Genomic DNA, 20,121 nt, shown 5'->3' with positions numbered 1-20,121 from the left:
ATCCTTCTAACTATCAAACTCACTTAGGTATTCATAGCGTTCGTATTTTTCAAGGAGTTCTTCGTTTTTCTCGTCTAGCTCTTTCTGAAGCGTCGCCAGTTTGCCAAAGTCGGAGCCATTTGCCTGCATTTCTTCTTCAATGGCTGCGATACGATTTTCCAAGGCTTCAATATCGCCTTCAATGCTTGCCCACTCCTGCTTTTCTTGGTAGGTCATGCGTTTCTTGTCTTCACGGACCTTGACCACTTTCTCCTTTTCGGCCTTTTGCACTTGATTGGCCATCTCTGTTTCAAAGGCCTTTTCATCAAGGTAGTCGGTGTAATGACCAAAGAAAGGGCGGATGTTACCATTCTCAAAGGCAAGAATCTTGGTCGCTACCTTATCAAGGAAATAGCGGTCGTGGCTGACTGTCAAGACAGGACCCGCAAAGCCTTGCAAGAAATTCTCCAAAACTGTTAAAGTCGCAATATCTAAATCATTGGTCGGCTCGTCCAAAAGAAGAACATTTGGTTTTTCCAAGAGTAATTTGAGGAGATAGAGGCGTTTTTTCTCTCCACCTGACAATTTCTCAATCAAGGTTCCATGCGTCGAACGTGGGAAGAGGAACTGCTCCAGCAACTCTGCAATGGAAGTCGTAGAACCAACACTGGTCTTGACCTCTTCTGCTACTTCCTGGAGGTAGTTGATGACCCGTTTGCTTTCATCCAATCCTTCGATTTGTTGAGAGAAATAAGCGATACGAACGGTTTCCCCTATCACAACTTGACCTGCAGTCGGCTCAAGACTTCCTGCAATCAGATTAAGAAGAGTTGATTTTCCAACACCGTTGTCCCCAATGATACCGATACGGTCTTTGGCCTGCACCAAGAAGTTAAAATCTTGTAAAATCGGCTTGTTCGCATAAGCGAAGGAAACATCTTTAAACTCGATGATTTTCTTACCAATCCGACTGGTCTCAAAGTTCATGGTTAAGTCTGTCTCAGTAGGATTATCTGAAACTTCCTTTTTCAAGTCGTGGAAACGATTGATACGAGCCTGCTGCTTGGTCGCACGCGCTTGCGGTTGCCTGCGCATCCAGGCCAATTCTTGCTTATAAAGTTGTTCTTTTTTGTGAAGGAGAGCAGCGTCACGCTCATCTTGCTCCGCCTTAAGGCGAACATAGTCCTGATAATTACCCTGATACTCGGTCAAGCCTGCTCGGTCCAACTCGAAAATTCGTGTTGACAAAGCGTCTAAGAAATAACGATCGTGGGTGATGAAGAGAACGGTCTTCTTGGAATTTTTCAAAAAGAGGGTCTGCCACTCAATAGTCGCAATGTCCAGGTGGTTGGTCGGCTCGTCCAGAAGCAAGAGGTCGTGGTTTCCTAGGAGAACTTGCGCCAACTGGACTCGTCTTCTTAGACCACCTGACAGTTCCCCAACAGGAGTTGATAAGTCCTGAATACCCAACTTGCTGAGAACCGTCTTGACCTGGCTTTCAATTTCCCAAGCTTGGAGGGAGTCCATCTCCGCCATGACCCGTTCCAAACGAGCCTGCTTGTCCTCACTGTAGTTGAGCATGATCAACTCATACTCACGAATCAGCTGAATTTCCTTGAGGTCGCTAGAGAGAACCGTATCCAAAACTGTCTTACTATCATCAAAATCTGGATTCTGGGTCAAGTAACCAATCTTATAGTCATTCTTTGCCGAAAAGGGACTGACATCCCCATCAAAGCCAGAAACACCAGAAAGGACGTCCAAAAGGGTAGTCTTACCCGTTCCATTGACACCAATTAGACCGATTCTGTCCAAGTCATGGATGATAAAAGAAATATCCTTAAAAACGGTCTTGTCTCCGACGGATTTGCTTAATTTTTCAACGATAAAATCACTCATTTTTTCTCCCTAAGGTAAGAATGGATTGCTTGTCGGTCATTTTCCAATTCTCCATCAACAATGGCAAACTCAATCTCTGTTAAAACCTCTCCCAAATCTGGCCCAGGTTGATAACCATATTCCTTGATTAAAATACCACCGTTGATCTGGATTTCTTTCTTATCATAAATGGTCAAACTCTGGTAAGTTTCTGTGATGGTTTGTGGGTTGACTTCTTTTCCTTGAGCCTGACGAAGACTTTCAGCCTGTAGAAGGGAATCCAAGTCAAAGCGGTAACAATCGCGCTTGCTCAGTCCTCTCTTTTCACGCAGAGCCAATATGGTCAGCAAATCCTGAACCTGCTTGGCAAACTGGCGTGAAGTTTTCCAATGTTTCAAAAATGGCTGTGCATCTTTAATCTCCAAAGCCCACAAGAGGGCCGCCCAGGCTTGTTCAGAAGAGGCAAAGGTGAAATCCGCCTCTAAATCAAACAATTTTTGAAGTTTATCTCGACTGTCTGCCATATCAGGGAGATAATTATAAGCTTGACTCTCAATCATGGAAGACAGACCAACTCGCCAAAAAGGTGCCAGCAAGAGTTTATCAAACTCAACAAAGGTGCGCTCCACAGAAATCTTCTCCAAGAGCGGAGTCAAGGATTTCATAGCTTCAAATGTTTCTGGCTCAAGTTTAAAACCGAGACTGGCCTGAAAACGGAAACCACGCATAATACGTAGAGCATCTTCGTTGAAACGCTCACTAGCAACACCCACCGCTCGCAAGACTTTGTTTTCCAAATCTTTGAGACCATCGAACAAATCAATGATTTCTCCTGTCTCATCCAAGGCAAAGGCGTTGACTGTGAAATCACGGCGTTTGAGGTCTTCTTCTAGCGAACGCACAAAGGAAACCGCACTGGGTCTACGATAGTCTACATAGACATCCTCTGTCCGAAAGGTCGTCACCTCATACTCCTCGTCCCCATCTAGGACCAAGACGGTTCCGTGCTCGATTCCGATATCGGCTGTTCGCGGAAAGATCTGCTTGGTCTCCTCTGGATAAGAAGAGGTTGCGATATCCACATCGTGGATGGGACGATTGAGGATGGCATCTCGAACAGAGCCCCCAACAAAATAGGCTTCGAAGCCTGCTTCTTTAATTTTTTCTAATACTGGTAAAGCCTTCTGAAATTCAGAAGGCATTTGCGTTAATCTCATAATAAGTGTTCTAATCCATAGACAAGCTCATGACGCTTGACAACTTCTTTGATTCCCAAATTCACCCCTGTCATGAAGGAGCTGCGATCATAGGAGTCATGACGGAGGGTCAATCCTTCTCCTTGATTGCCAAAGATGACTTCCTGATGGGCTACCAAGCCTGGTAGACGGACCGAATGGATGCGCATGCCATCAAACTCAGCACCGCGAGCACCCGCAATCAGTTCTTCCTCATCAGGCGCACCTTGCTGGATAGGCTCACGGACTTCTGCCATCAGCTCAGCTGTTTTAATAGCTGTTCCACTCGGAGCATCTTTTTTCTTGTCATGATGGAGCTCGATAATCTCCACATTTGGGAAATATTTGGCAGCCTGCGCCGCAAATTGCATGAGCAAGACAGCTCCCAAGGCAAAGTTAGGGGCAATCAAGCCACCCAAATCTTGTTCACGGGAAAATGCTTTTAATTCTGCAATTTCTTCACTAGTGAATCCTGTTGTTCCAACTACTGGAGCAAAACCATTTTCAAGTGCAAAGCGTGTATTTTCGTAGGCTACGGCTGGTGTGGTAAAGTCTACCCAGACATCCGCTTCAAAACCAGCCAAGTCAGCCTTATCATTGAAGACAGGAATCCCCTGCCATTCTGACTCAGACTCAAAAGGATCCAAAACTGCGACCAAGTCCAAGTCTGGATCAGCCAAGACCATCTGACAAGCAGCTTGGCCCATCTTTCCCTTAAACCCGGCAATAATTACTCGAATACTCATCTCTACTCCTACCTAAGATACAAAGCCTGCAAGAATACAAAGTGAAAATAGGAGTTCTGATCAAGGAGTGTCTACTCCTTGGAAGAACTATCTTTTTCACACAGGGTTCCAGGCGTGTTCAATTATCAAGATACAAAGGACGTTAGCTGCCCATGAAAAATAGGGAATGGCGCTGACTTTCCATGAAAGGCAAGACAGGCATCTTTTTTCAAGAGGCAGGTAGTCCGTGTTCAATTTCTAAGATACAAAGCCTGTAAGAACAATCTAGACGATTGGTGTATAGCTCAAGGCAATACTGCCTTCTCCAAGGTGGGTTCCAATGACACTACCAAAGCTAACAATTGGAATCTCAGAAGTCACACCACTCTCAATCAAGAGTTGGCGCAAATCTGCCGCCTTTTGAGGTGCGTTACCATGAATGACTGTAATACGGTCGTCCCCATCTTTTGTCAACTCTTTGATGATTTCCACCAAACGTTTTGTTGCCTTCTTTTCCGTACGTACTTTTTCGTAAACTTCAATCACCCCTTGGTCATTAAAGTAGAGGATAGGCTTGATACTGAGGAGATTCCCTAAGACAGCAGCTCCATTTGACAAACGTCCTCCCTTAACCAAGTGGTCGAGGTCATCTACTATGATAAAGGCTGAATTATCAGCAATTTGGATAGCCAACTTCTCCTGAATCTGGGCAAAATCATCGCCCTGTTCTGCCCATTCAAAGGCACTCTCCACCATAAATCCTAGAGGGGAACTTGTGATATGGGTATCAGGAAAAGCAATGGTCAACCCTTCATACTCGTCCAACATGTATTGGATGTTCTGATAAAAGCCTGAAATTCCTGACGAAAGAAAGAGTCCCAAGACATGGGTATAGCCTTCATCTTTCAAGGAACTTAGAATCTCATCCAATTTGGCAATACTTGGTTGACTGGTCTTAGGCAATTCTGCAGACTGAGCCATTTTTTGATAAAATTCCTCAGCAGTCAGATTGACACCTTCAACATACTCCTCCCCATCAATATTGACAGGAATATCCAAGATAAATAGATTCTCTCTTTGCAGCGTCTTCTCCTCTAAATAGGCTGAAGAATCTGTAATGACAGCTAATTTCATGACTAAAACTCCAAATTGATCCCTGGAAGATCCAAGGCGATTTCTGTTACTTCATAAGTCAAACGATTAAGCATGTTCAAACATGGACGTGCCAAGGTTTCGACTTCTTCTTGGTTAAATTCGCTTGGTTCGTTGACAATACGACCTTCCACATGGTTAACTTGAGAAATTGTTCCACTGATGACAAATTTGTCAAAGACAATCATGAAGCTCAAGATAACGACTAAAGAAGTTACTTGATTTTCTTGGTCATGCTGGAGTAACTGAAAGTTCACGTCTACCTTGGTTTCAGGAGCCCCATTTTCATTTTCCCATTCAAAGTTACGAGCATCAAAGTGATACTGGCTAACAAATTCTTGTTCTCGTTTAAGATTCATTTTTCTCTCCCATTGCTACAATTTACTATGCAATTGTACCACATTTTTATCATTTCATCTAGTTTTCTAGGCTTTAGTCAATACCGATCTCATCTTTAACAACAGTAGCAATCGTATCTACATAGTAATTGACTTCTTCTGTTGTAGGTGCCTCTGCCATAACTCGCAAGAGAGGTTCGGTACCACTTGGGCGAACAAGGATACGGCCGTTTCCTGCCATTTCTCCTTCCATCTTTTCGATGATTGCCTTGATGGCTGGTACTTCCATGGCTTTTTCTTTCATAGCATTTTCCACTCGGATATTGACCAGTTTTTGTGGGTAAATCGTTACTTCTGATGCCAGTTGAGACAAGGTTTTACCGGTTTCCCGTATAACTTTTGTTAATTGAACGGCAGTTAACTGTCCATCACCTGTCGTATTGTAATCCATCAAGATAACGTGACCAGACTGTTCACCACCAAGGTTATAGCCTGATTTTCTCATTTCTTCGACGACATAGCGGTCACCAACTGCAGTGACTGCCTTATTGATGCCTGCGCTGTCCAAGGCCTTATGAAAACCAAGGTTAGACATAACGGTTGTTACGATAGTATTTTGGGCTAACTGGCCTTTTTCAGAAAGGTATTTCCCGATAATATACATAATCTTATCACCATCAACGATGTCGCCATTTTCATCAACAGCAATCAAACGGTCACTGTCTCCGTCAAAGGCCAAACCAATAGCTGACTGGCTTTCTTTGACTACTTCTTGAAGAGCTTCTGGGTGTGTAGAACCCACATTCAAGTTGATATTAAGACCATCTGGTGTCTCACCGATAACTGTCAACTGAGCACCAAGATCAGCGAAAATCTGGCGAGCACTTGTAGACGCTGCACCGTTCGCTGTGTCCAAGGACACTTTCATTCCCTCAAGAGGCGTTCCAGTTGAAACAAGGTAGCCTTCATACTTACGCAAACCTTCTGGATAGTCCACTAAGGTTCCCAAGCCTTCGGCACTTGGACGAGGAAGAGTGTCTTCGGTAGCATCTAGCAAGGCTTCAATTTCTGCCTCTTTTTCATCATCAAGTTTGAAACCATCCCCACCAAAGAACTTAATCCCATTATCGAGGGCTGGGTTGTGGCTGGCAGAAATCATAACACCTGCACTGGCTCCCTCAGTTTTGACCAAGTAAGCTACTGCTGGTGTTGCAAGGACACCAAGTTTGTAGACGTGAATCCCTACAGAGAGAAGACCTGCCACCAAGGCTGATTCTAACATTTCTCCTGAGATACGTGTATCACGTCCTACAAAGACTTTAGGGGCTTCTGTTTCGTGTTGACTGAGGACATATCCACCAAAACGGCCTAGTTTAAAAGCCAATTCTGGTGTCAGTTCTACGTTTGCTTCTCCACGGACTCCATCGGTCCCAAAATATTTACCCATTTTATTTATCATCCTTTTCTATTATTTATTATTGTTTAGACGAATCTGATTTTGTTTCTGAACTCGTTGAAGACGAACTGCCTTCTGAGGAACTTGTTGACGAGTTACTTGAACTAGACGTTGCTGTTTTTGTTGTAATTTTCATAGTTGTGTCAAACGGCATAATGACGCTTGGTAAGACATTTCCATTTTTATCGACTGCTTGTAGAGGAACAGAGGACGAGTAGTTTCTAGTTATCCGTTCACTCGTCGGTAAGATGGCAATGACACGATCTACTTTGGAGAGGGTTTCCTCATCACTAATAACCGTTACTTTTTCATCTGATACAGTAACTGTATCGATTTTCACGCGAGAATCAATCTGACTAGGATCAATCTCCGGCACAACAATGACATTGTCTCGTTTTGCTTTTTTACCAACCTTCACTGTTATCTTTTGCGGTGTCGCAACAGCCGTCAAACCACTCGGTAAATTTTCAATAGTCAGAGGAACTTCGATGGTTCCTACACTAGCATCAGAAAGATCAGCCGTCACCTTAAATTTGCGGGTACTTTCCTGCATCTCACTCGCCAAAGCAACTCTGTTTGACCCTGTTAGAAAGACCGTCACCTCAGATGTAAAACCACTGATAAAATACTGATCACTGTCATACTGAATATCAATTGGGACATTAAGAACTGTGTTTGTATAAGTCTCCGTCCGCACCTGTCTGGCACTGTTGCTATTCTGATAGTTTGTCAAAGTTGCATAGATAAAGAGAATGCAGGCGAAAAAGAAGGAAGAAATGATATAAAGACTATTTTTTCTCATGTTTCAATCCTCCCAGCAAGCGCTCTTTCAGACCATGTTTTTCCTCTGATGTTGGAAGCAGGATTCTTCTCAGTTCAGATTCAAACTCTTCAAAGGTCAAATCGTGCTTAAAGACTCCATTATAGGTGATTGAGATTCCACCTGTTTCCTCCGAAACCACAAAGGTAAGAGCATCCGATACTTCCGACAAACCAATCGCCGCCCTATGCCGTGTTCCAAACTCTTTGGAAATCTCTGTATTTTCAGTAAGTGGCAAGTAGGCTGAAGTAACAGCAATCCGATCTTCTCGGATAATGACCGCTCCATCGTGCAAGGGAGTGTTAGGAATAAAAATATTGATGAGCAATTCAGCTGAAATCTTGGCATCTAGGGGAATCCCCGTCGAGATGTATTCCTGTAAAGTTCTCACTCGTTGAACTGCTACCAGAGCACCAATTTTACGCGGACTCATGTATTCGACTGATTTCACAAAGGCACGAATCATTTGCTCTTCTGCACTAATAGGTGCATTGGAGAAGAAATCAGTAGCCCGGCCCAACCGCTCTAAACCCGTCCGAATCTCCGGTGAAAAGATGACCACCGCTGCGATGACCCCGTAGGTGATGATCTGATTGATCAACCAAGAAATAGTCGTTAAACCAATCATATTGGAGAGAATTTGAGCTAGAATGAAGACCAAAACTCCCCGAACTAAGATCATGATTTTGGTACCTGCAATGGCCTTTGTAAAATGATACAAAATATAAGTCACAATGAGAATATCAATCAGATTGATGACTATAGTCCAAGGGCTTGAAAACAAACTCGTCCAGTATTGCAAGTTGGAAAATTGCTGAAAATTCATCTCTAGTTCCCTCCCTATCAAAACACGTTCCGTTCTATTATACCATTTTCTAACAATTTTTTCCCTATCCTGCTTCATTTTAATTTGATTAAAAATATGATAAAATAAACTGACTAGAAAAAACGAAGGAGAAATCATGTCTCAACTCTATGATATTACCATTGTAGGTGGCGGTCCTGTCGGCCTCTTTGCTGCCTTTTACGCCCACCTACGCCAAGCCAAAGTCCAAATCATCGACTCTCTTCCCCAGCTCGGTGGTCAACCAGCCATCCTCTACCCTGAGAAGCAAATCCTTGATGTGCCAGGTTTTCCAAACTTAACTGGAGAAGAGTTGACCAATCGCTTGATTGAACAGCTAAACGGCTTTGAAACACCTGTTCATCTCAACGAAACCGTTCTTGAGATTGAAAAACAAGATGAAGGATTTGCCATCACAACCAACAAGGGAAGCCACCTGACTAAAACAGTCATCATTGCCATGGGGGGAGGCGCCTTCAAACCACGGCCACTCGAATTAGACGGCGTTGAAAACTATGAAAATATCCACTACCACGTATCCAACATTCAACAATACGCAGGCAAGAAGGTGACCATCCTTGGTGGTGGGGACTCAGCAGTGGACTGGGCTCTGGCTTTTGAAAAAATTGCGCCAACTACTCTCGTTCACCGTCGAGATAACTTCCGCGCCTTAGAGCACAGTGTGCAAGCCCTGCAAGAATCATCTGTAACTATCAAGACACCGTTCGTCCCTAGCCAACTTCTTGGAGATGGAAAAACACTCGATAAACTGGAAATCACCAAAGTCAAATCAGATGAAACCGAAACTATCGAAGTAGACCACCTCTTTGTCAACTATGGTTTCAAATCATCTGTTGGTAATCTTAAAAATTGGGGGCTGGACCTCAATCGTCACAAGATTATCGTTAACAGCAAGCAAGAGTCTAGCCAAGCAGGTATCTATGCTATCGGCGACTGCTGCTACTATGAAGGTAAGATTGATTTGATCGCTACAGGACTGGGTGAAGCTCCAACAGCTGTTAACAATGCCATTAACTACATCGACCCAGATCAAAAAGTACAACCAAAACACTCGACAAGTCTATAAGAAAAGAACCACGAATCAACGATTCGTGGTTTTATAGTTCATCTGCTATTTTATTGATTTTTCTGAGTCTGTGGTTGACACCACTTTTGGTCAGGGGATTGCTCAGGCTATCTGCCAACTGCTGGATAGAGTAGTCTGGGTGCTGGATCCGCAAGCGAGCCACCTCCTGCAAATCCACTGGTAAATTTTCCAAACCCATTCTATCTTTGATTTTACTGATATTGTTAATGGTCTTCATACTGGCAGAAACCGTTCGAGCGATATTGGCTGTTTCAGCGTTATTGGCTCGATTGAGATCATTACGGGTTTCACGCAAGATCTTGATGCGTTCAAAGTTGTCACGCGCCTGCATGGCCCCAATCACGATCAAGAAATCCATGATGTCTTCTGCCCGCTGGAGATAGGTAACTGCACCTTTCTTTCGCTCAATGACCTTAGCATCCAGTAAAAATTGCTGGAGGAGAGAGGCCAGTCCTTGGGCATGGTCCAGATAAACGGAACTAATCTCCAACTGGTATTTGCCAGACTCAGGATCTCGGATGCTACCATTTGCCAGAAAGGCCCCACATAGGTAGGCACGTCCAGCTTCCTCATCTGCTAAAATATCAGGATCGATGCCTGTCTCCAAACCAAAGAAAGAATCCGCAAGCCGCAAATCAGCTAAAAGCTCCTGCACCCTCTCGTCAGTATAGACCGTATAGACACGGTTCTTGCGAAGATTGCTTCTCTGATGGTGACGAATCTCTGATTTGATTTCATAAAAATGGAGAAAGGACTCATAAAGGTGCCGAGCTAACTTGGCATTTTCAGTCACAACAGACAGAGTCAAGCCAGAAGTCGAGAGACCAATACTGCCAGACATCTTGATGATGGCAGACAATTCATGGCGGCTGAGATGATGTTGACCAAGAATTTCCTCTTTTACTGCAACTGTGAAACTCATTTTCTCACCTGTATAATGCGCATCAATTCGTCTACAATCAAATCGCCATCATGGAAGGCACCTCCATTTTCCAAACGAAGGAAGTTGGATGAAATCACACGAGGAACCTGCTTGCAAAGACCAGCAAAGTCATGCTCTACCTGAACCAAATATTCATCAAAACGGTTGGTATTCATGTATTCTCTAGGAACCTTTTCGATATTGACCAAGACCGTATCAATAAAAGACCGACCTAGATGGCGATGAAGAACTTCCACGTGGTCACTATCTGTAAAGTGTTCCGTCTCCCCACGTTGGGTCATGATATTGCAGACATAGGCGATTTCTGCCTTGGTTTCCAAAAGCGCCTGACCAATTTCCTTAATCACAATATTGGGTAAAATCGAGGTAAAGAGGGAACCTGGCCCTAAGACAATCATATCACTCTCAAGAATGGTCTGCACTACTCGACGGCTAGCCAGAGGAGTATCATCGTTGAGAGTATTGGTCACATAGACATGGTCAATCATGCCTGGATGGTCTGCAATGTGGCTCTCACCTGCCACCTCAGAACCGTCTTTAAAGACTGCATGCAGTGTCAAAGGCTGATCGCTTGAGGGGTAGATTTTTCCTGTTGTGTGAAAGAACTTACTGAGTAATTGCATAGCATTGTAGGTAGATCCTTGCATTTCAGAAAGCCCTGCTATGATGATATTCCCCAGTGGATGGCCCGCAAAAGCACCAGCCTCTTCTGAAAAGCGGTACTGAAAAACCTTCTCATAAAACTTGGGCATATCCGACATGGCCACAAGGACATTACGGAGATCTCCTGGTGGTGTCAGCTGTTGGATATTCTTTCTTAGTTCACCAGAAGATCCACCATCATCAGCTACCGTTACGATGGCCGCGATATCAACATCCTTTTCTCGCAAGCTTTTCAAAATGACGGGGATACCTGTTCCTCCACCAATTACCGTTATCTTTGGTTTTCTCATGAACGGTTTACCGTTTCCTTTCTTCTGTCTTTGTCACGATGGCTTTCATTGACAGGCCAGTTTTTGGATAAATCCTCAGCTATGCGCTTAGCAAAGGCAACACTACGATGTTGTCCACCCGTACATCCTACTGCAATGGTCAAGACGGACTTGCCTTCTTTTTTGTAACTTGGCAAAATGGGCTCAATCAAGGCGAGTAAGTGCTGATAGAAACTTTCAGACTCTTCATGATTCATCACATAGTCATAAACTGCTTGATCCTCACCCGTCTGATTACGGAGTTCAGGGAGGTAGTATGGATTTGGCAAGAAACGGACATCAAAAACCAAGTCTGCATCAATAGGGATACCATACTTGAATCCAAAAGACATGACCTCGATACGGAAAGACTGGGCTTGCTCTTGATCCGAAAACTGCTCTGCAATGGTTTTACGCAGTTCACGCGGAGTGAGTTCTGTCGTATCCACCACATTTTGACTCATGTTTTTCAAAGGTGCCAAGAGTTCACGTTCCAGCTTGATGCCATCTAAAATCCGACCATCAGCAGCTAGAGGGTGACTTCTTCTAGTTTCCTTATAGCGTGCCACCAATTCCTTATCTGCTGCGTCTAAAAAGAGGATTTTGAAGTCCAAATCGTCTTGGTTTTCCAATTCATCCAAAACAGCCTGAATCTCTGAAAAGAAGGAACGGCTCCGCATATCCACTACCAAGGCCAGTTTATGATCATCATCTTTAGTTTCAACCAACTGCAAAAACTTTGGTAAGAGGGCTGGCGGCATATTGTCAATGGTGAAATATCCCAAATCTTCGAAGGACTGAATGGCTACCGTTTTCCCTGCGCCACTCATCCCTGTCACAATCACCAGGTGAAGTTGTTTTTTTGTCATCTATCTCTCCTTATATCAAAAAAAGTTTGGCAGAGCCAAACTTCAACTAGCTTATCCAATCTCTGCGATCACTTCAATTTCGACTTTTACATCACGAGGAAGACGTGCAACCTCTACAGCTGAACGAGCTGGAAATTCCTCTTTAAAGGCCGTTTGGTAAACCTCGTTAAAAGGAACAAAGTCATTCATATCGCTCAAGAAGCAAGTTGTTTTGACAACATGGTCAAAGTCTGTTCCTGCTTCTGCCAAAATAGCAGCAACATTTTTCAAAACTTGTTCTGTCTGTTCTTGGATGGTCTCTCCTACAATTTCCCCAGTTTCAGGTGAAAGAGGAACTTGACCACTAGCAAACAAAAGATTGCCAACGATTTTCCCTTGAACATAAGGTCCGATAGCTTTTGGAGCTTTGTCTGTATGAATTGTTTTTGCCATTTCTTTCCCTCACAATTTTTCTAATATTGCATCCCAAGCCTGATCCATCCCTGCCTTGCTGACAGATGAAAAGAGGATGAAGTCGTCACTTGGGTCAAAGTTTAATTTCTTTTTGATTGCTGATTCGTGCTTGTTCCACTTACCACGAGGAATCTTGTCCGCCTTGGTCGCAACGATGATAACCGGAATCTCATAATACTTGAGAAATTCGTACATCTGCACATCATCTGCTGACGGGTCGTGACGGAGGTCAACCAGACTGACCACTGCACGGAGATTTTCCCGAGTGGTCAAATACTCCTCAATCATGCGGCTCCACTTTTCACGTTCCTTTTTGGAAACACGGGCATAACCATAACCCGGAACATCCACAAAGCGCATCTTGTCATCAATGTTAAAGAAATTGAGAAGCTGGGTTTTCCCAGGTTTCCCTGATGTACGGGCCAGATTCTTACGGTTCAGCATGGTGTTAATAAAACTAGACTTGCCAACATTTGAACGCCCTGCTAGAGCAACCTCCGGCAGGTCATCCTGCGGATAGTGGGACTTGTTGGCTGCACTGAGCAAGATTTCAGCATTGTGTGTATTGATTTCCATAATCACCTCTAGGCTGTTTCTAGGATTGGTTTTTCCGTTCCATCGACAGCTTCTTTCGTGATGCGAACCAGTTTCACATTTTCCTGACTCGGTACTTCAAACATGACATCCAGCATGGTTTCCTCAATGATAGAGCGAAGACCACGCGCCCCTGTCTTGCGTTCGATAGCCTTATTGGCGATTTCTTGTAGGGCTTCGTCGTCAAATTCCAACTCGACATCATCATAAGATAGCAAGGTTTGGTATTGTTTGACCAAGGCATTTCTTGGCTCTTTCAAGATACGAACCAAGTCATCGACTGTCAATTGCTCAAGAGCTGCAAAGACAGGCAAGCGTCCAATCAACTCAGGAATAATACCGAATTTTTGAATATCTTCGGCAATAATTTCTTGCATGTAGGAGCTGTTTTCATCAATCGCCTTGTTATTTTGGCCAAAACCGATGACTTTTTCTCCCAGACGTTGTTTAACGATTTCTTCGATGCCATCAAAAGCACCACCCACGATGAAGAGGATATTTTTAGTATCCACCTGAATCATCTCTTGTTGCGGATGTTTGCGTCCACCTTGAGGCGGTACACTGGCTACAGTTCCCTCAATAATCTTGAGAAGAGCTTGTTGTACCCCTTCACCCGAAACATCACGTGTAATAGACACATTCTCACTCTTCTTGGCAATCTTGTCAATTTCATCCACGTAGATAATACCACGTTCTGCACGTTCGATGTTAAAGTCAGCGGCCTGCAAGAGTTTGAGGAGGATATTTTCCACATCCTCACCCACATACCCAGCCTCAGTCAGAGCTGTCGCATCAGCAATAGCAAAAGGTACATTCAAGCTCTTAGCCAAAGTCTGAGCCAAGAAAGTTTTCCCAGAACCAGTTGGACCAATCATCAAGATGTTTGACTTCTGCAAATCCACATCTTCTGACTCTTCACGCGTATCGTGGAAATTGATGCGTTTGTAGTGGTTGTATACAGCCACTGCCAAGGCACGTTTGGCACGATCTTGACCAATCACATAGTGGTTTAAGATATTGAGGAGTTCGATTGGTTTTGGTACTTCAGACAAGTCTGCCAAAACTTCCTCGGCCAACTCCTCCCGAATGATTTCTTGGGCCAACTCCACACATTCATTACAGATAAAGGCGTTGTTCCCAGCGATTATTTTCTTTACTTCTTCTTGGCTTTTGCCACAAAATGAGCAATAAACCATCATATCATTTTTCCTATTTGTAGGCATGATTTCCTTCCATTCTAATTTATCATTCTATCTAAAATAAGGTCATATAAAAAGCGTGGACACTGTTCACCAGATTGGTAAAAGCATTCAACCAGAGTAAAGCAGACAGTCCATAGCGCTTCTTACGAAAAGCCTGTGCTCCAGTCAAAATACAGATCACACACAAAAAAGCTGTAAAAAATCCAAATATACTGCGCTCCATTAGACTTCCTTTCTATCTCGGTATTCGATGGTAAAATCATAGTCGTTTTTCTCATCTCGGGTGTAAGATTTGCTTGCTACTGTCTCAAAACGAGACAAGTCAAACTCCTCAGGGAAATAGGTATCTCCCTCTACCTGAGCATGAATCTGCGTCACAATGATTTCATCTAAATACGGCTCAAAAGCCTGAAAAATCTGCTTTCCGCCAATGATGTAGAGATTTTTTTCCTGACTCTGATACCACGCTAAAACAGACTCCACATCTTGAAATACGAGTGCCCCATCTATGACTTCTTCGCTATTGCGCGTTAAAATCAGGGTTTGACGTTTTGGAAGCAGACGACGTCCCATGCCATCAAAGGTCACTCGCCCCATCAGTATAGCATGATTCAAAGTTGTTTCCTTAAAATGTTGTAATTCTGCTGGCAAATGCCAAGGAAGACGGTCTTCTTTACCAATCACACCTTTTTCATCTTGGGCCCAAATGGCTACGATTTTCTTTGTCATGCTTCCATCCTTTTTATTGATACTACTATTTTATCAAAAAACTCCTAAAAAGACTGGTTTCAAATGCTCCCCAAAGAGAGAAAAGAAGCAGGCTAGCCTTAGCCTGCTTCACCTGTCACTAGGACATGCGTTTTTTTGCTTCTGATTCAATTTTTTCGACCACTTCTTGGATACTCAATCCAGTTGTGTCAAGGTAAACTGCATCCTCCGCTTGTTTGAGAGGCGAGGTTTCGCGATGACTATCTTTGTAATCACGTGCCGAAATCTCTTCTTTCAGAGTTTCCAGGTCCGTCTCAATACCTTTAGCAATATTTTCCTTGTAACGACGCTCTGCTCTTTCATCAACAGAAGCCACTAGGAAAATCTTGAGTTCAGCTTGTGGTAAAACAACTGTCCCGATATCACGCCCATCCATGACGATACCACCTTGCTGGGCAATCTCCTGTTGGAGAGAAACCAGTTTCTCACGTACTTCAGGAATGGCAGCAATGCTTGAAACCTTGTTGGTCACTTCATTTTGACGAATCGGATGAGTAATCTCAACATCCCCTACAAAGACAAGCTGTTCTCCAGTTTCTGAACGTCCAAAACTAATGGGGTGTTGGTTAAGAAGCTCAAGAAGTTGGTCTACATTTCCTGCATCCAACTGGTGTTTGAGAGCTATATAAGTCGCAGCACGGTACATAGCACCCGTATCGAGATAAGTGTAACCAAAATCCTTAGCGACAATCTTTGCGACTGTACTCTTACCACTAGAAGCAGGACCATCAATAGCAATTTGAATTGTCTTCATTTCCGACTCCTATCTAGTCTTGATGACATCACCAGGGTTGGCAAACCAAGTTCCTGATGACATATGAGAAGGATTTAGAGCTTCTAGCTGGGCAATGGAAATCCCTGCACGCTGAGCGAGAGCTGCTTCTCCTTCTCCAGGTTGCACAGTAAGCGTTCCTTCACCCTCTGTGTGTTCTTCTGAACTGCTCTCTGAAGATGTTGATTCTTTCGTTTCTTGAGCTTTACTAGTAGAGGAAGAAGACTCTTCCACTTTAGAGGTTGACGATGGAGCTGAAGAATCATAAAAATCCTTCAAAGCTGCCGTGCGGTTACTTCCTCCAGTAGAAAGGTAAATCAATACGACAACCATCGCTACAACGATTACAAAGAAGAGGCTAGCTAGAATGGTCAAGACACGATTGGCAACAACGCCTTTCCCTTTTTGTTTACGGCGACGACGATCTGTTCTTGATTCTTCCTCATTGTTTTCATAAATATCTTCTTGCCACGGTTCTTTTTCCATACCTTACTCCTTGTATTTTTTAAACTTTCTTATTACAATATAAATATGAAACTCACACTTATACCCGAACGGTGCATCGCCTGCGGGCTTTGCCAGACCTATTCTGAACTCTTTGATTACCATGATAATGGGATCGTTCGCTTTTATGATGATCCTGATGAACTGCAAAGAGAAATCGCTGAGACCAGCGATGTTCTGGAGGCTATCAAACAGTGCCCTACACGTGCACTTCTCAAAGATCCATCATAGTTTAAAAGGGAGATTGATTTTGTAGATTCTTTTTATCACTTTAATCCCTTCATCTACTAGTTTAGCATATTTCTAGGTAAAATTATAGTCTTTTCTGGTTATTTTTCCCTTCGAAAATAGAAAGATCACTTTTTTCTTTGACGAGATAGAGTGGTCTTTTTTTGGTCTCTAGATAAATCTTGCTGATATACTTACCGAGAATCCCAATAGTCAGGAGTTGAATCCCTCCAAGAAAGAGAATGACAGCCATCAGAGAGGTCCAGCCAGATGTCGGATTCCCCAAGATAAGGGTCCGAAATACCACAAAAACAGTCATCACAAAAGAAATAAAACAAGATAGAAGTCCCGCTACAAAGGCTATACTCAAGGGAAAATCTGAAAAGTTGAGAATCCCTTCAATCGAGTAGAAAAAGAGCTGTCTAAAACTCCAACTAGTCTTGCCAGCCTGTCGTTCAACGTTTGGATAATCAAGATAGTGCGTTTTAAAGCCCACCCAGGCAAAGAGTCCCTTAGAAAAACGATTGGACTCGGTCAAGGCTAAAATAGCATCCACCACAGATCTTCTCATCATCCGAAAATCACGAACACCTGATGGCAGGGCTACTGGGCTGATTTTTTGCATGAGGCGGTAAAAGATGTCAGCGCAGAAACTGCGAAAGAAGGGTTCTCCCTCCCGACTGGTTCTCCGTGTCCCAATACAGTCTAAATCTGCATTCTGGTCTAGTAAGGCTTTCATTTCAAGCAACATACTAGGAGGATCCTGGAGGTCTGCATCCATCACGACCACTAGGTCTCCAGTCGCATGCTGCAAGCCTGCATACAGAGCCGCTTCTTTCCCAAAATTTCTCGAGAAAGAGATATAATGTACCGCAGGATTTTGTACCCGATAGGCCTTCAAAAGCTCCAAAGTGCCATCGCTTGAACCATCATCCACAAAGACATACTCGATCTCTGCTCCTAATTCTGGAATCAGTGCTTCAACAGACTGATAAAAAAGAGGAAGTACTTCCTCTTCGTTTAAACAAGGGACAATGATTGAAATCATCATCTTAGTCTTCAAATCCATTTGGATGCTTGCTTTGCCAACGCCAGGCGTCTTCACACATTTGGGTGATGTCGAGTTCCGCTTCCCAACCGAGTTCTGCTTTAGCTTTTGCTGGGTCTGAGTAGCAGGCAGCGATATCACCTGGGCGGCGTTCTACGATGCGGTAAGGAATTGGGCGTCCCACTGCTTTTTCCATGTTTTGGATAATTTCAAGAACTGAGTAACCTTTACCAGTTCCAAGGTTATAAACATTAAGGCCTGAACCTTTTTGGAGTTTTTTCAAAGCTGCAACGTGACCTTTGGCTAGGTCTACAACGTGGATATAGTCACGAACCCCGGTTCCATCTTCTGTATCGTAATCATCTCCAAAAACTTGTACTTGTTCTAGTTTGCCCACTGCTACCTGTGAAACATAAGGCAAGAGATTGTTTGGAATGCCATTAGGATTTTCTCCCAAGTCTCCACTTTCATGCGCTCCGATTGGATTAAAGTAACGAAGCAAGACCACATTCCATTCTGAGTCTGCTTTGTAGATATCGGTCAAAATTTCCTCTAGCATGAGTTTGGTACGACCGTATGGATTGGTCACTGAAAGTGGGAAATCTTCTAGAATTGGTACAGTATGGGGATCACCGTAAACTGTCGCAGAAGAACTGAAGATGATATTCTTACAGTTGTTTTCTTCCATAGCTTTCAAGAGGCTTACTGTACCAGCGATATTGTTGTCATAGTAGGCAAGAGGGATACGTGTTGATTCACCAACAGCCTTCAGACCAGCAAAGTGAATAACACCAGTCGGCTCTTCCTGCTTGAAAATATCTCTGAGGGTATCTGTGTCACGGATATCTGCCTCATAGAAAGGAATCTCAACCCCTGTAATTCTCTCAACAACTTCTAAACTCTTACGATTGCTGTTGACAAGATTATCCACCACAACAACTTGATGACCTGCTTGGATCAATTCAATAACAGTGTGAGTTCCGATAAATCCGGCACCACCAGTTACCAAAATCTTTTCTTGCATCTTTTTTCCTCGATTCTCAGATTATTTTTTCTTATTTTACCATTTTTGACAGGGAATGTCATTTGCCATCCTAAACTACCTGCTAAAATTTCAGTAAAATTTTATTCACTTTTTACTCGTTTGACATAGTTTGCAATTGGATAGTTTACTGGGTCCAAAGTCAACTCCTTGTCTTGGACCAATTGGGCTAGATGGTAACCAATGATAGGACCCGTTGTGAGGCCTGATGAACCTAGACCACTAGCTGCATAGGCACCTGCTAAGCCAGGGACTTCACCAAAGAAAGGCGAGAAATCACTGGTGTAAGCACGGATTCCCACACGCTCAGATCTGGAAGTCGCTTTAGCTAAGGCTGGATAGTGAGGTAAGGCTGCCTCCTCCATTTGTTGGAGCAAGGTTTCATCTACTGTCAAATCAAATCCCATATCATTTTCGTGGGTAGCACCCAAGGACAATTTCCTACCTGCAAAAGGGATCAAATCCCACTCTCCTTCCGGCATGACAACAGGGTAGGATTCCATGTCTTGGGCAAGCTGATAATCTCGGAGCTGTCCTTTTTGGGGTCGAACATCTACCTCATATCCTAAAGGCTCCAAAATGTCTCCCAACCAAGCTCCCGTTGCCAAAATAACCTGATCAAATACCTCTTCGCCAATCTGGTAACCTGATGCTAAAGGTGTCAGATTCACTTTTTCTTTGACCAGCTTGACTTGACTGGCTTCTAGCAAACGAGTCACTAAAAGTTGGCCATCTACTCTCGCTCCACCAGAAGCATAGAGCAGGTGGTCAAATCCCTGCAAGCTAGGGAATAATTCATTTGCAGACGCTTGAGCTAGAATGGCTAACTGGCCTATTAAAGGAGAATCTTCCCTACGCTGAAGGGCTAGCTCATAGAGTTCTTCCAACTTAGATTCATCCTTTTTCAAGAGAAAAACTCCTGAACGCTGGTAAAAGTCGATTTCCTGTCCTGACTTTTCTAAATCAGCCAACAAATCCACATAAAAGTCAGCTCCCAAGCGCGCCATCTTGTACCAGGCTTTATTACGGCGTTTTGAAAACCAAGGACTGATAATTCCCGCTGCTGCCTTGGTAGCCTGACCTTGTCCATGGTCAAAAACGGTCACCTCTAGGTCGCTTTCTTTCGCGAGGTAGTAGGCAGCTGTTGCCCCCACAATTCCTGCTCCAATAATGGCAACTTTTTTCATTGTCT

General features: G+C 43.6%; 22 protein-coding genes. 2 read left to right on the top strand and 20 right to left on the bottom strand.

What is annotated here, in order from left to right; translation table 11 throughout:
* Window positions 1-6 precede the first annotated feature (6 nt).
* The 8 genes from D8852_RS03425 to cdaA form a co-directional block, all read right to left on the bottom strand.
* Complete coding sequence (locus D8852_RS03425; protein ID WP_125424616.1) at window positions 7-1,878, bottom strand: ABC-F family ATP-binding cassette domain-containing protein; 1,872 nt, start codon at window positions 1,876-1,878, stop codon at window positions 7-9.
* The gene (locus tag D8852_RS03420; RefSeq protein ID WP_125424615.1) at window positions 1,875-3,074 is read right to left on the bottom strand and encodes a CCA tRNA nucleotidyltransferase; all 1,200 of its coding nucleotides are present in this window, start codon (window positions 3,072-3,074) and stop codon (window positions 1,875-1,877) included. The genes D8852_RS03425 and D8852_RS03420 overlap by 4 nt, the downstream gene beginning before the upstream one ends.
* On the bottom strand, window positions 3,071-3,838 hold the full coding sequence (gene dapB / locus D8852_RS03415) for a 4-hydroxy-tetrahydrodipicolinate reductase (RefSeq protein ID WP_125424614.1): 768 nt from the start codon (window positions 3,836-3,838) through the stop codon (window positions 3,071-3,073). The genes D8852_RS03420 and dapB overlap by 4 nt, the downstream gene beginning before the upstream one ends.
* A gap of 264 nt (window positions 3,839-4,102) precedes the next feature.
* Window positions 4,103-4,951, bottom strand: a complete 849-nt coding sequence (locus D8852_RS03410; RefSeq protein ID WP_125424613.1) for a DegV family protein — start codon at window positions 4,949-4,951, stop codon at window positions 4,103-4,105.
* A gap of 2 nt (window positions 4,952-4,953) precedes the next feature.
* Complete coding sequence (locus D8852_RS03405; RefSeq protein ID WP_001050092.1) at window positions 4,954-5,328, bottom strand: DUF1149 family protein; 375 nt, start codon at window positions 5,326-5,328, stop codon at window positions 4,954-4,956.
* Between the two features lie 73 nt (window positions 5,329-5,401).
* On the bottom strand, window positions 5,402-6,754 hold the full coding sequence (glmM, locus tag D8852_RS03400) for a phosphoglucosamine mutase (protein WP_000521459.1): 1,353 nt from the start codon (window positions 6,752-6,754) through the stop codon (window positions 5,402-5,404).
* A gap of 28 nt (window positions 6,755-6,782) precedes the next feature.
* Window positions 6,783-7,565 (bottom strand): YbbR-like domain-containing protein, encoded by a 783-nt coding sequence (locus D8852_RS03395; protein ID WP_001230923.1) that lies wholly within the window; start codon window positions 7,563-7,565, stop codon window positions 6,783-6,785.
* Window positions 7,552-8,409 (bottom strand): diadenylate cyclase CdaA, encoded by an 858-nt coding sequence (gene cdaA, locus D8852_RS03390; protein WP_001010979.1) that lies wholly within the window; start codon window positions 8,407-8,409, stop codon window positions 7,552-7,554. The genes D8852_RS03395 and cdaA overlap by 14 nt, the downstream gene beginning before the upstream one ends.
* A gap of 136 nt (window positions 8,410-8,545) precedes the next feature.
* Here cdaA and D8852_RS03380 point away from each other — a divergent pair, with 136 nt between their 5' ends.
* Entirely contained in the window at window positions 8,546-9,514 is a 969-nt protein-coding gene (locus D8852_RS03380) for an NAD(P)/FAD-dependent oxidoreductase (protein ID WP_125424612.1), read from the top strand.
* 31 nt (window positions 9,515-9,545) lie between these two features.
* Here D8852_RS03380 and whiA read toward each other — a convergent pair whose 3' ends face one another.
* The 9 genes from whiA to D8852_RS03330 form a co-directional block, all read right to left on the bottom strand.
* Window positions 9,546-10,457, bottom strand: coding sequence for a DNA-binding protein WhiA (gene whiA / locus D8852_RS03375; RefSeq protein ID WP_125424611.1), 912 nt, complete (start codon window positions 10,455-10,457; stop codon window positions 9,546-9,548).
* Entirely contained in the window at window positions 10,454-11,431 is a 978-nt protein-coding gene (locus D8852_RS03370; protein ID WP_125424610.1) for a YvcK family protein, read from the bottom strand. Before D8852_RS03370 ends, whiA begins: the two co-directional genes overlap by 4 nt.
* A complete protein-coding gene (rapZ, locus tag D8852_RS03365) occupies window positions 11,428-12,318 on the bottom strand; it encodes an RNase adapter RapZ (protein ID WP_049479525.1) in 891 nt (296 codons plus the stop codon). The genes D8852_RS03370 and rapZ overlap by 4 nt, the downstream gene beginning before the upstream one ends.
* Before the next feature lie 51 nt (window positions 12,319-12,369).
* Window positions 12,370-12,750, bottom strand: a complete 381-nt coding sequence (locus tag D8852_RS03360) for a RidA family protein (protein ID WP_125424609.1) — start codon at window positions 12,748-12,750, stop codon at window positions 12,370-12,372.
* Between the two features lie 9 nt (window positions 12,751-12,759).
* The gene (gene yihA / locus D8852_RS03355; protein ID WP_125424608.1) at window positions 12,760-13,347 is read right to left on the bottom strand and encodes a ribosome biogenesis GTP-binding protein YihA/YsxC; all 588 of its coding nucleotides are present in this window, start codon (window positions 13,345-13,347) and stop codon (window positions 12,760-12,762) included.
* Between the two features lie 8 nt (window positions 13,348-13,355).
* A complete protein-coding gene (gene clpX / locus D8852_RS03350; RefSeq protein WP_002874765.1) occupies window positions 13,356-14,588 on the bottom strand; it encodes an ATP-dependent Clp protease ATP-binding subunit ClpX in 1,233 nt (410 codons plus the stop codon).
* A gap of 201 nt (window positions 14,589-14,789) precedes the next feature.
* Window positions 14,790-15,296 (bottom strand): dihydrofolate reductase, encoded by a 507-nt coding sequence (locus D8852_RS03340; RefSeq protein ID WP_125424607.1) that lies wholly within the window; start codon window positions 15,294-15,296, stop codon window positions 14,790-14,792.
* 118 nt (window positions 15,297-15,414) lie between these two features.
* A complete protein-coding gene (gene cmk / locus D8852_RS03335) occupies window positions 15,415-16,089 on the bottom strand; it encodes a (d)CMP kinase (RefSeq protein ID WP_125424606.1) in 675 nt (224 codons plus the stop codon).
* A gap of 9 nt (window positions 16,090-16,098) precedes the next feature.
* Window positions 16,099-16,593 (bottom strand): SAG1386/EF1546 family surface-associated protein, encoded by a 495-nt coding sequence (locus tag D8852_RS03330; protein WP_125424605.1) that lies wholly within the window; start codon window positions 16,591-16,593, stop codon window positions 16,099-16,101.
* Between the two features lie 45 nt (window positions 16,594-16,638).
* Here D8852_RS03330 and D8852_RS03325 point away from each other — a divergent pair, with 45 nt between their 5' ends.
* On the top strand, window positions 16,639-16,842 hold the full coding sequence (locus tag D8852_RS03325) for a ferredoxin (RefSeq protein ID WP_080566872.1): 204 nt from the start codon (window positions 16,639-16,641) through the stop codon (window positions 16,840-16,842).
* An 82-nt stretch (window positions 16,843-16,924) separates the two neighbouring features.
* Here D8852_RS03325 and D8852_RS03320 read toward each other — a convergent pair whose 3' ends face one another.
* The 3 genes from D8852_RS03320 to D8852_RS03310 all read right to left on the bottom strand — a co-directional run bounded on the left by D8852_RS03320 (window position 16,925) and on the right by D8852_RS03310 (window position 20,116).
* Complete coding sequence (locus D8852_RS03320; protein ID WP_125424681.1) at window positions 16,925-17,890, bottom strand: glycosyltransferase family 2 protein; 966 nt, start codon at window positions 17,888-17,890, stop codon at window positions 16,925-16,927.
* Between the two features lies 1 nt (window position 17,891).
* Complete coding sequence (gene galE, locus D8852_RS03315) at window positions 17,892-18,911, bottom strand: UDP-glucose 4-epimerase GalE (RefSeq protein ID WP_001156534.1); 1,020 nt, start codon at window positions 18,909-18,911, stop codon at window positions 17,892-17,894.
* Between the two features lie 101 nt (window positions 18,912-19,012).
* Entirely contained in the window at window positions 19,013-20,116 is a 1,104-nt protein-coding gene (locus D8852_RS03310) for an NAD(P)/FAD-dependent oxidoreductase (RefSeq protein ID WP_185755573.1), read from the bottom strand.
* Window positions 20,117-20,121 lie beyond the last annotated feature (5 nt).

The organism is Streptococcus mitis, assembly GCF_003942695.1.
Taxonomy (GTDB): Bacteria; Bacillota; Bacilli; order Lactobacillales; family Streptococcaceae; genus Streptococcus; species Streptococcus mitis_BD.
This window is presented reverse-complemented; position numbering and strand designations above follow the sequence as displayed.

Coding starts and splice junctions, on each gene's coding strand:
- D8852_RS03425 (WP_125424616.1), bottom strand. CDS start 1,878: ATGAGTGATTTTATCGTTGAAAAATTAAGCAAATCCGTCGGAGACAAG.
- D8852_RS03420 (WP_125424615.1), bottom strand. CDS start 3,074: ATGAGATTAACGCAAATGCCTTCTGAATTTCAGAAGGCTTTACCAGTA.
- dapB (WP_125424614.1), bottom strand. CDS start 3,838: ATGAGTATTCGAGTAATTATTGCCGGGTTTAAGGGAAAGATGGGCCAA.
- D8852_RS03410 (WP_125424613.1), bottom strand. CDS start 4,951: ATGAAATTAGCTGTCATTACAGATTCTTCAGCCTATTTAGAGGAGAAG.
- D8852_RS03405 (WP_001050092.1), bottom strand. CDS start 5,328: ATGAATCTTAAACGAGAACAAGAATTTGTTAGCCAGTATCACTTTGAT.
- glmM (WP_000521459.1), bottom strand. CDS start 6,754: ATGGGTAAATATTTTGGGACCGATGGAGTCCGTGGAGAAGCAAACGTA.
- D8852_RS03395 (WP_001230923.1), bottom strand. CDS start 7,565: ATGAGAAAAAATAGTCTTTATATCATTTCTTCCTTCTTTTTCGCCTGC.
- cdaA (WP_001010979.1), bottom strand. CDS start 8,409: ATGAATTTTCAGCAATTTTCCAACTTGCAATACTGGACGAGTTTGTTT.
- D8852_RS03380 (WP_125424612.1), top strand. CDS start 8,546: ATGTCTCAACTCTATGATATTACCATTGTAGGTGGCGGTCCTGTCGGC.
- whiA (WP_125424611.1), bottom strand. CDS start 10,457: ATGAGTTTCACAGTTGCAGTAAAAGAGGAAATTCTTGGTCAACATCAT.
- D8852_RS03370 (WP_125424610.1), bottom strand. CDS start 11,431: ATGAGAAAACCAAAGATAACGGTAATTGGTGGAGGAACAGGTATCCCC.
- rapZ (WP_049479525.1), bottom strand. CDS start 12,318: ATGACAAAAAAACAACTTCACCTGGTGATTGTGACAGGGATGAGTGGC.
- D8852_RS03360 (WP_125424609.1), bottom strand. CDS start 12,750: ATGGCAAAAACAATTCATACAGACAAAGCTCCAAAAGCTATCGGACCT.
- yihA (WP_125424608.1), bottom strand. CDS start 13,347: ATGGAAATCAATACACACAATGCTGAAATCTTGCTCAGTGCAGCCAAC.
- clpX (WP_002874765.1), bottom strand. CDS start 14,588: ATGCCTACAAATAGGAAAAATGATATGATGGTTTATTGCTCATTTTGT.
- D8852_RS03340 (WP_125424607.1), bottom strand. CDS start 15,296: ATGACAAAGAAAATCGTAGCCATTTGGGCCCAAGATGAAAAAGGTGTG.
- cmk (WP_125424606.1), bottom strand. CDS start 16,089: ATGAAGACAATTCAAATTGCTATTGATGGTCCTGCTTCTAGTGGTAAG.
- D8852_RS03330 (WP_125424605.1), bottom strand. CDS start 16,593: ATGGAAAAAGAACCGTGGCAAGAAGATATTTATGAAAACAATGAGGAA.
- D8852_RS03325 (WP_080566872.1), top strand. CDS start 16,639: ATGAAACTCACACTTATACCCGAACGGTGCATCGCCTGCGGGCTTTGC.
- D8852_RS03320 (WP_125424681.1), bottom strand. CDS start 17,890: ATGATGATTTCAATCATTGTCCCTTGTTTAAACGAAGAGGAAGTACTT.
- galE (WP_001156534.1), bottom strand. CDS start 18,911: ATGCAAGAAAAGATTTTGGTAACTGGTGGTGCCGGATTTATCGGAACT.
- D8852_RS03310 (WP_185755573.1), bottom strand. CDS start 20,116: ATGAAAAAAGTTGCCATTATTGGAGCAGGAATTGTGGGGGCAACAGCT.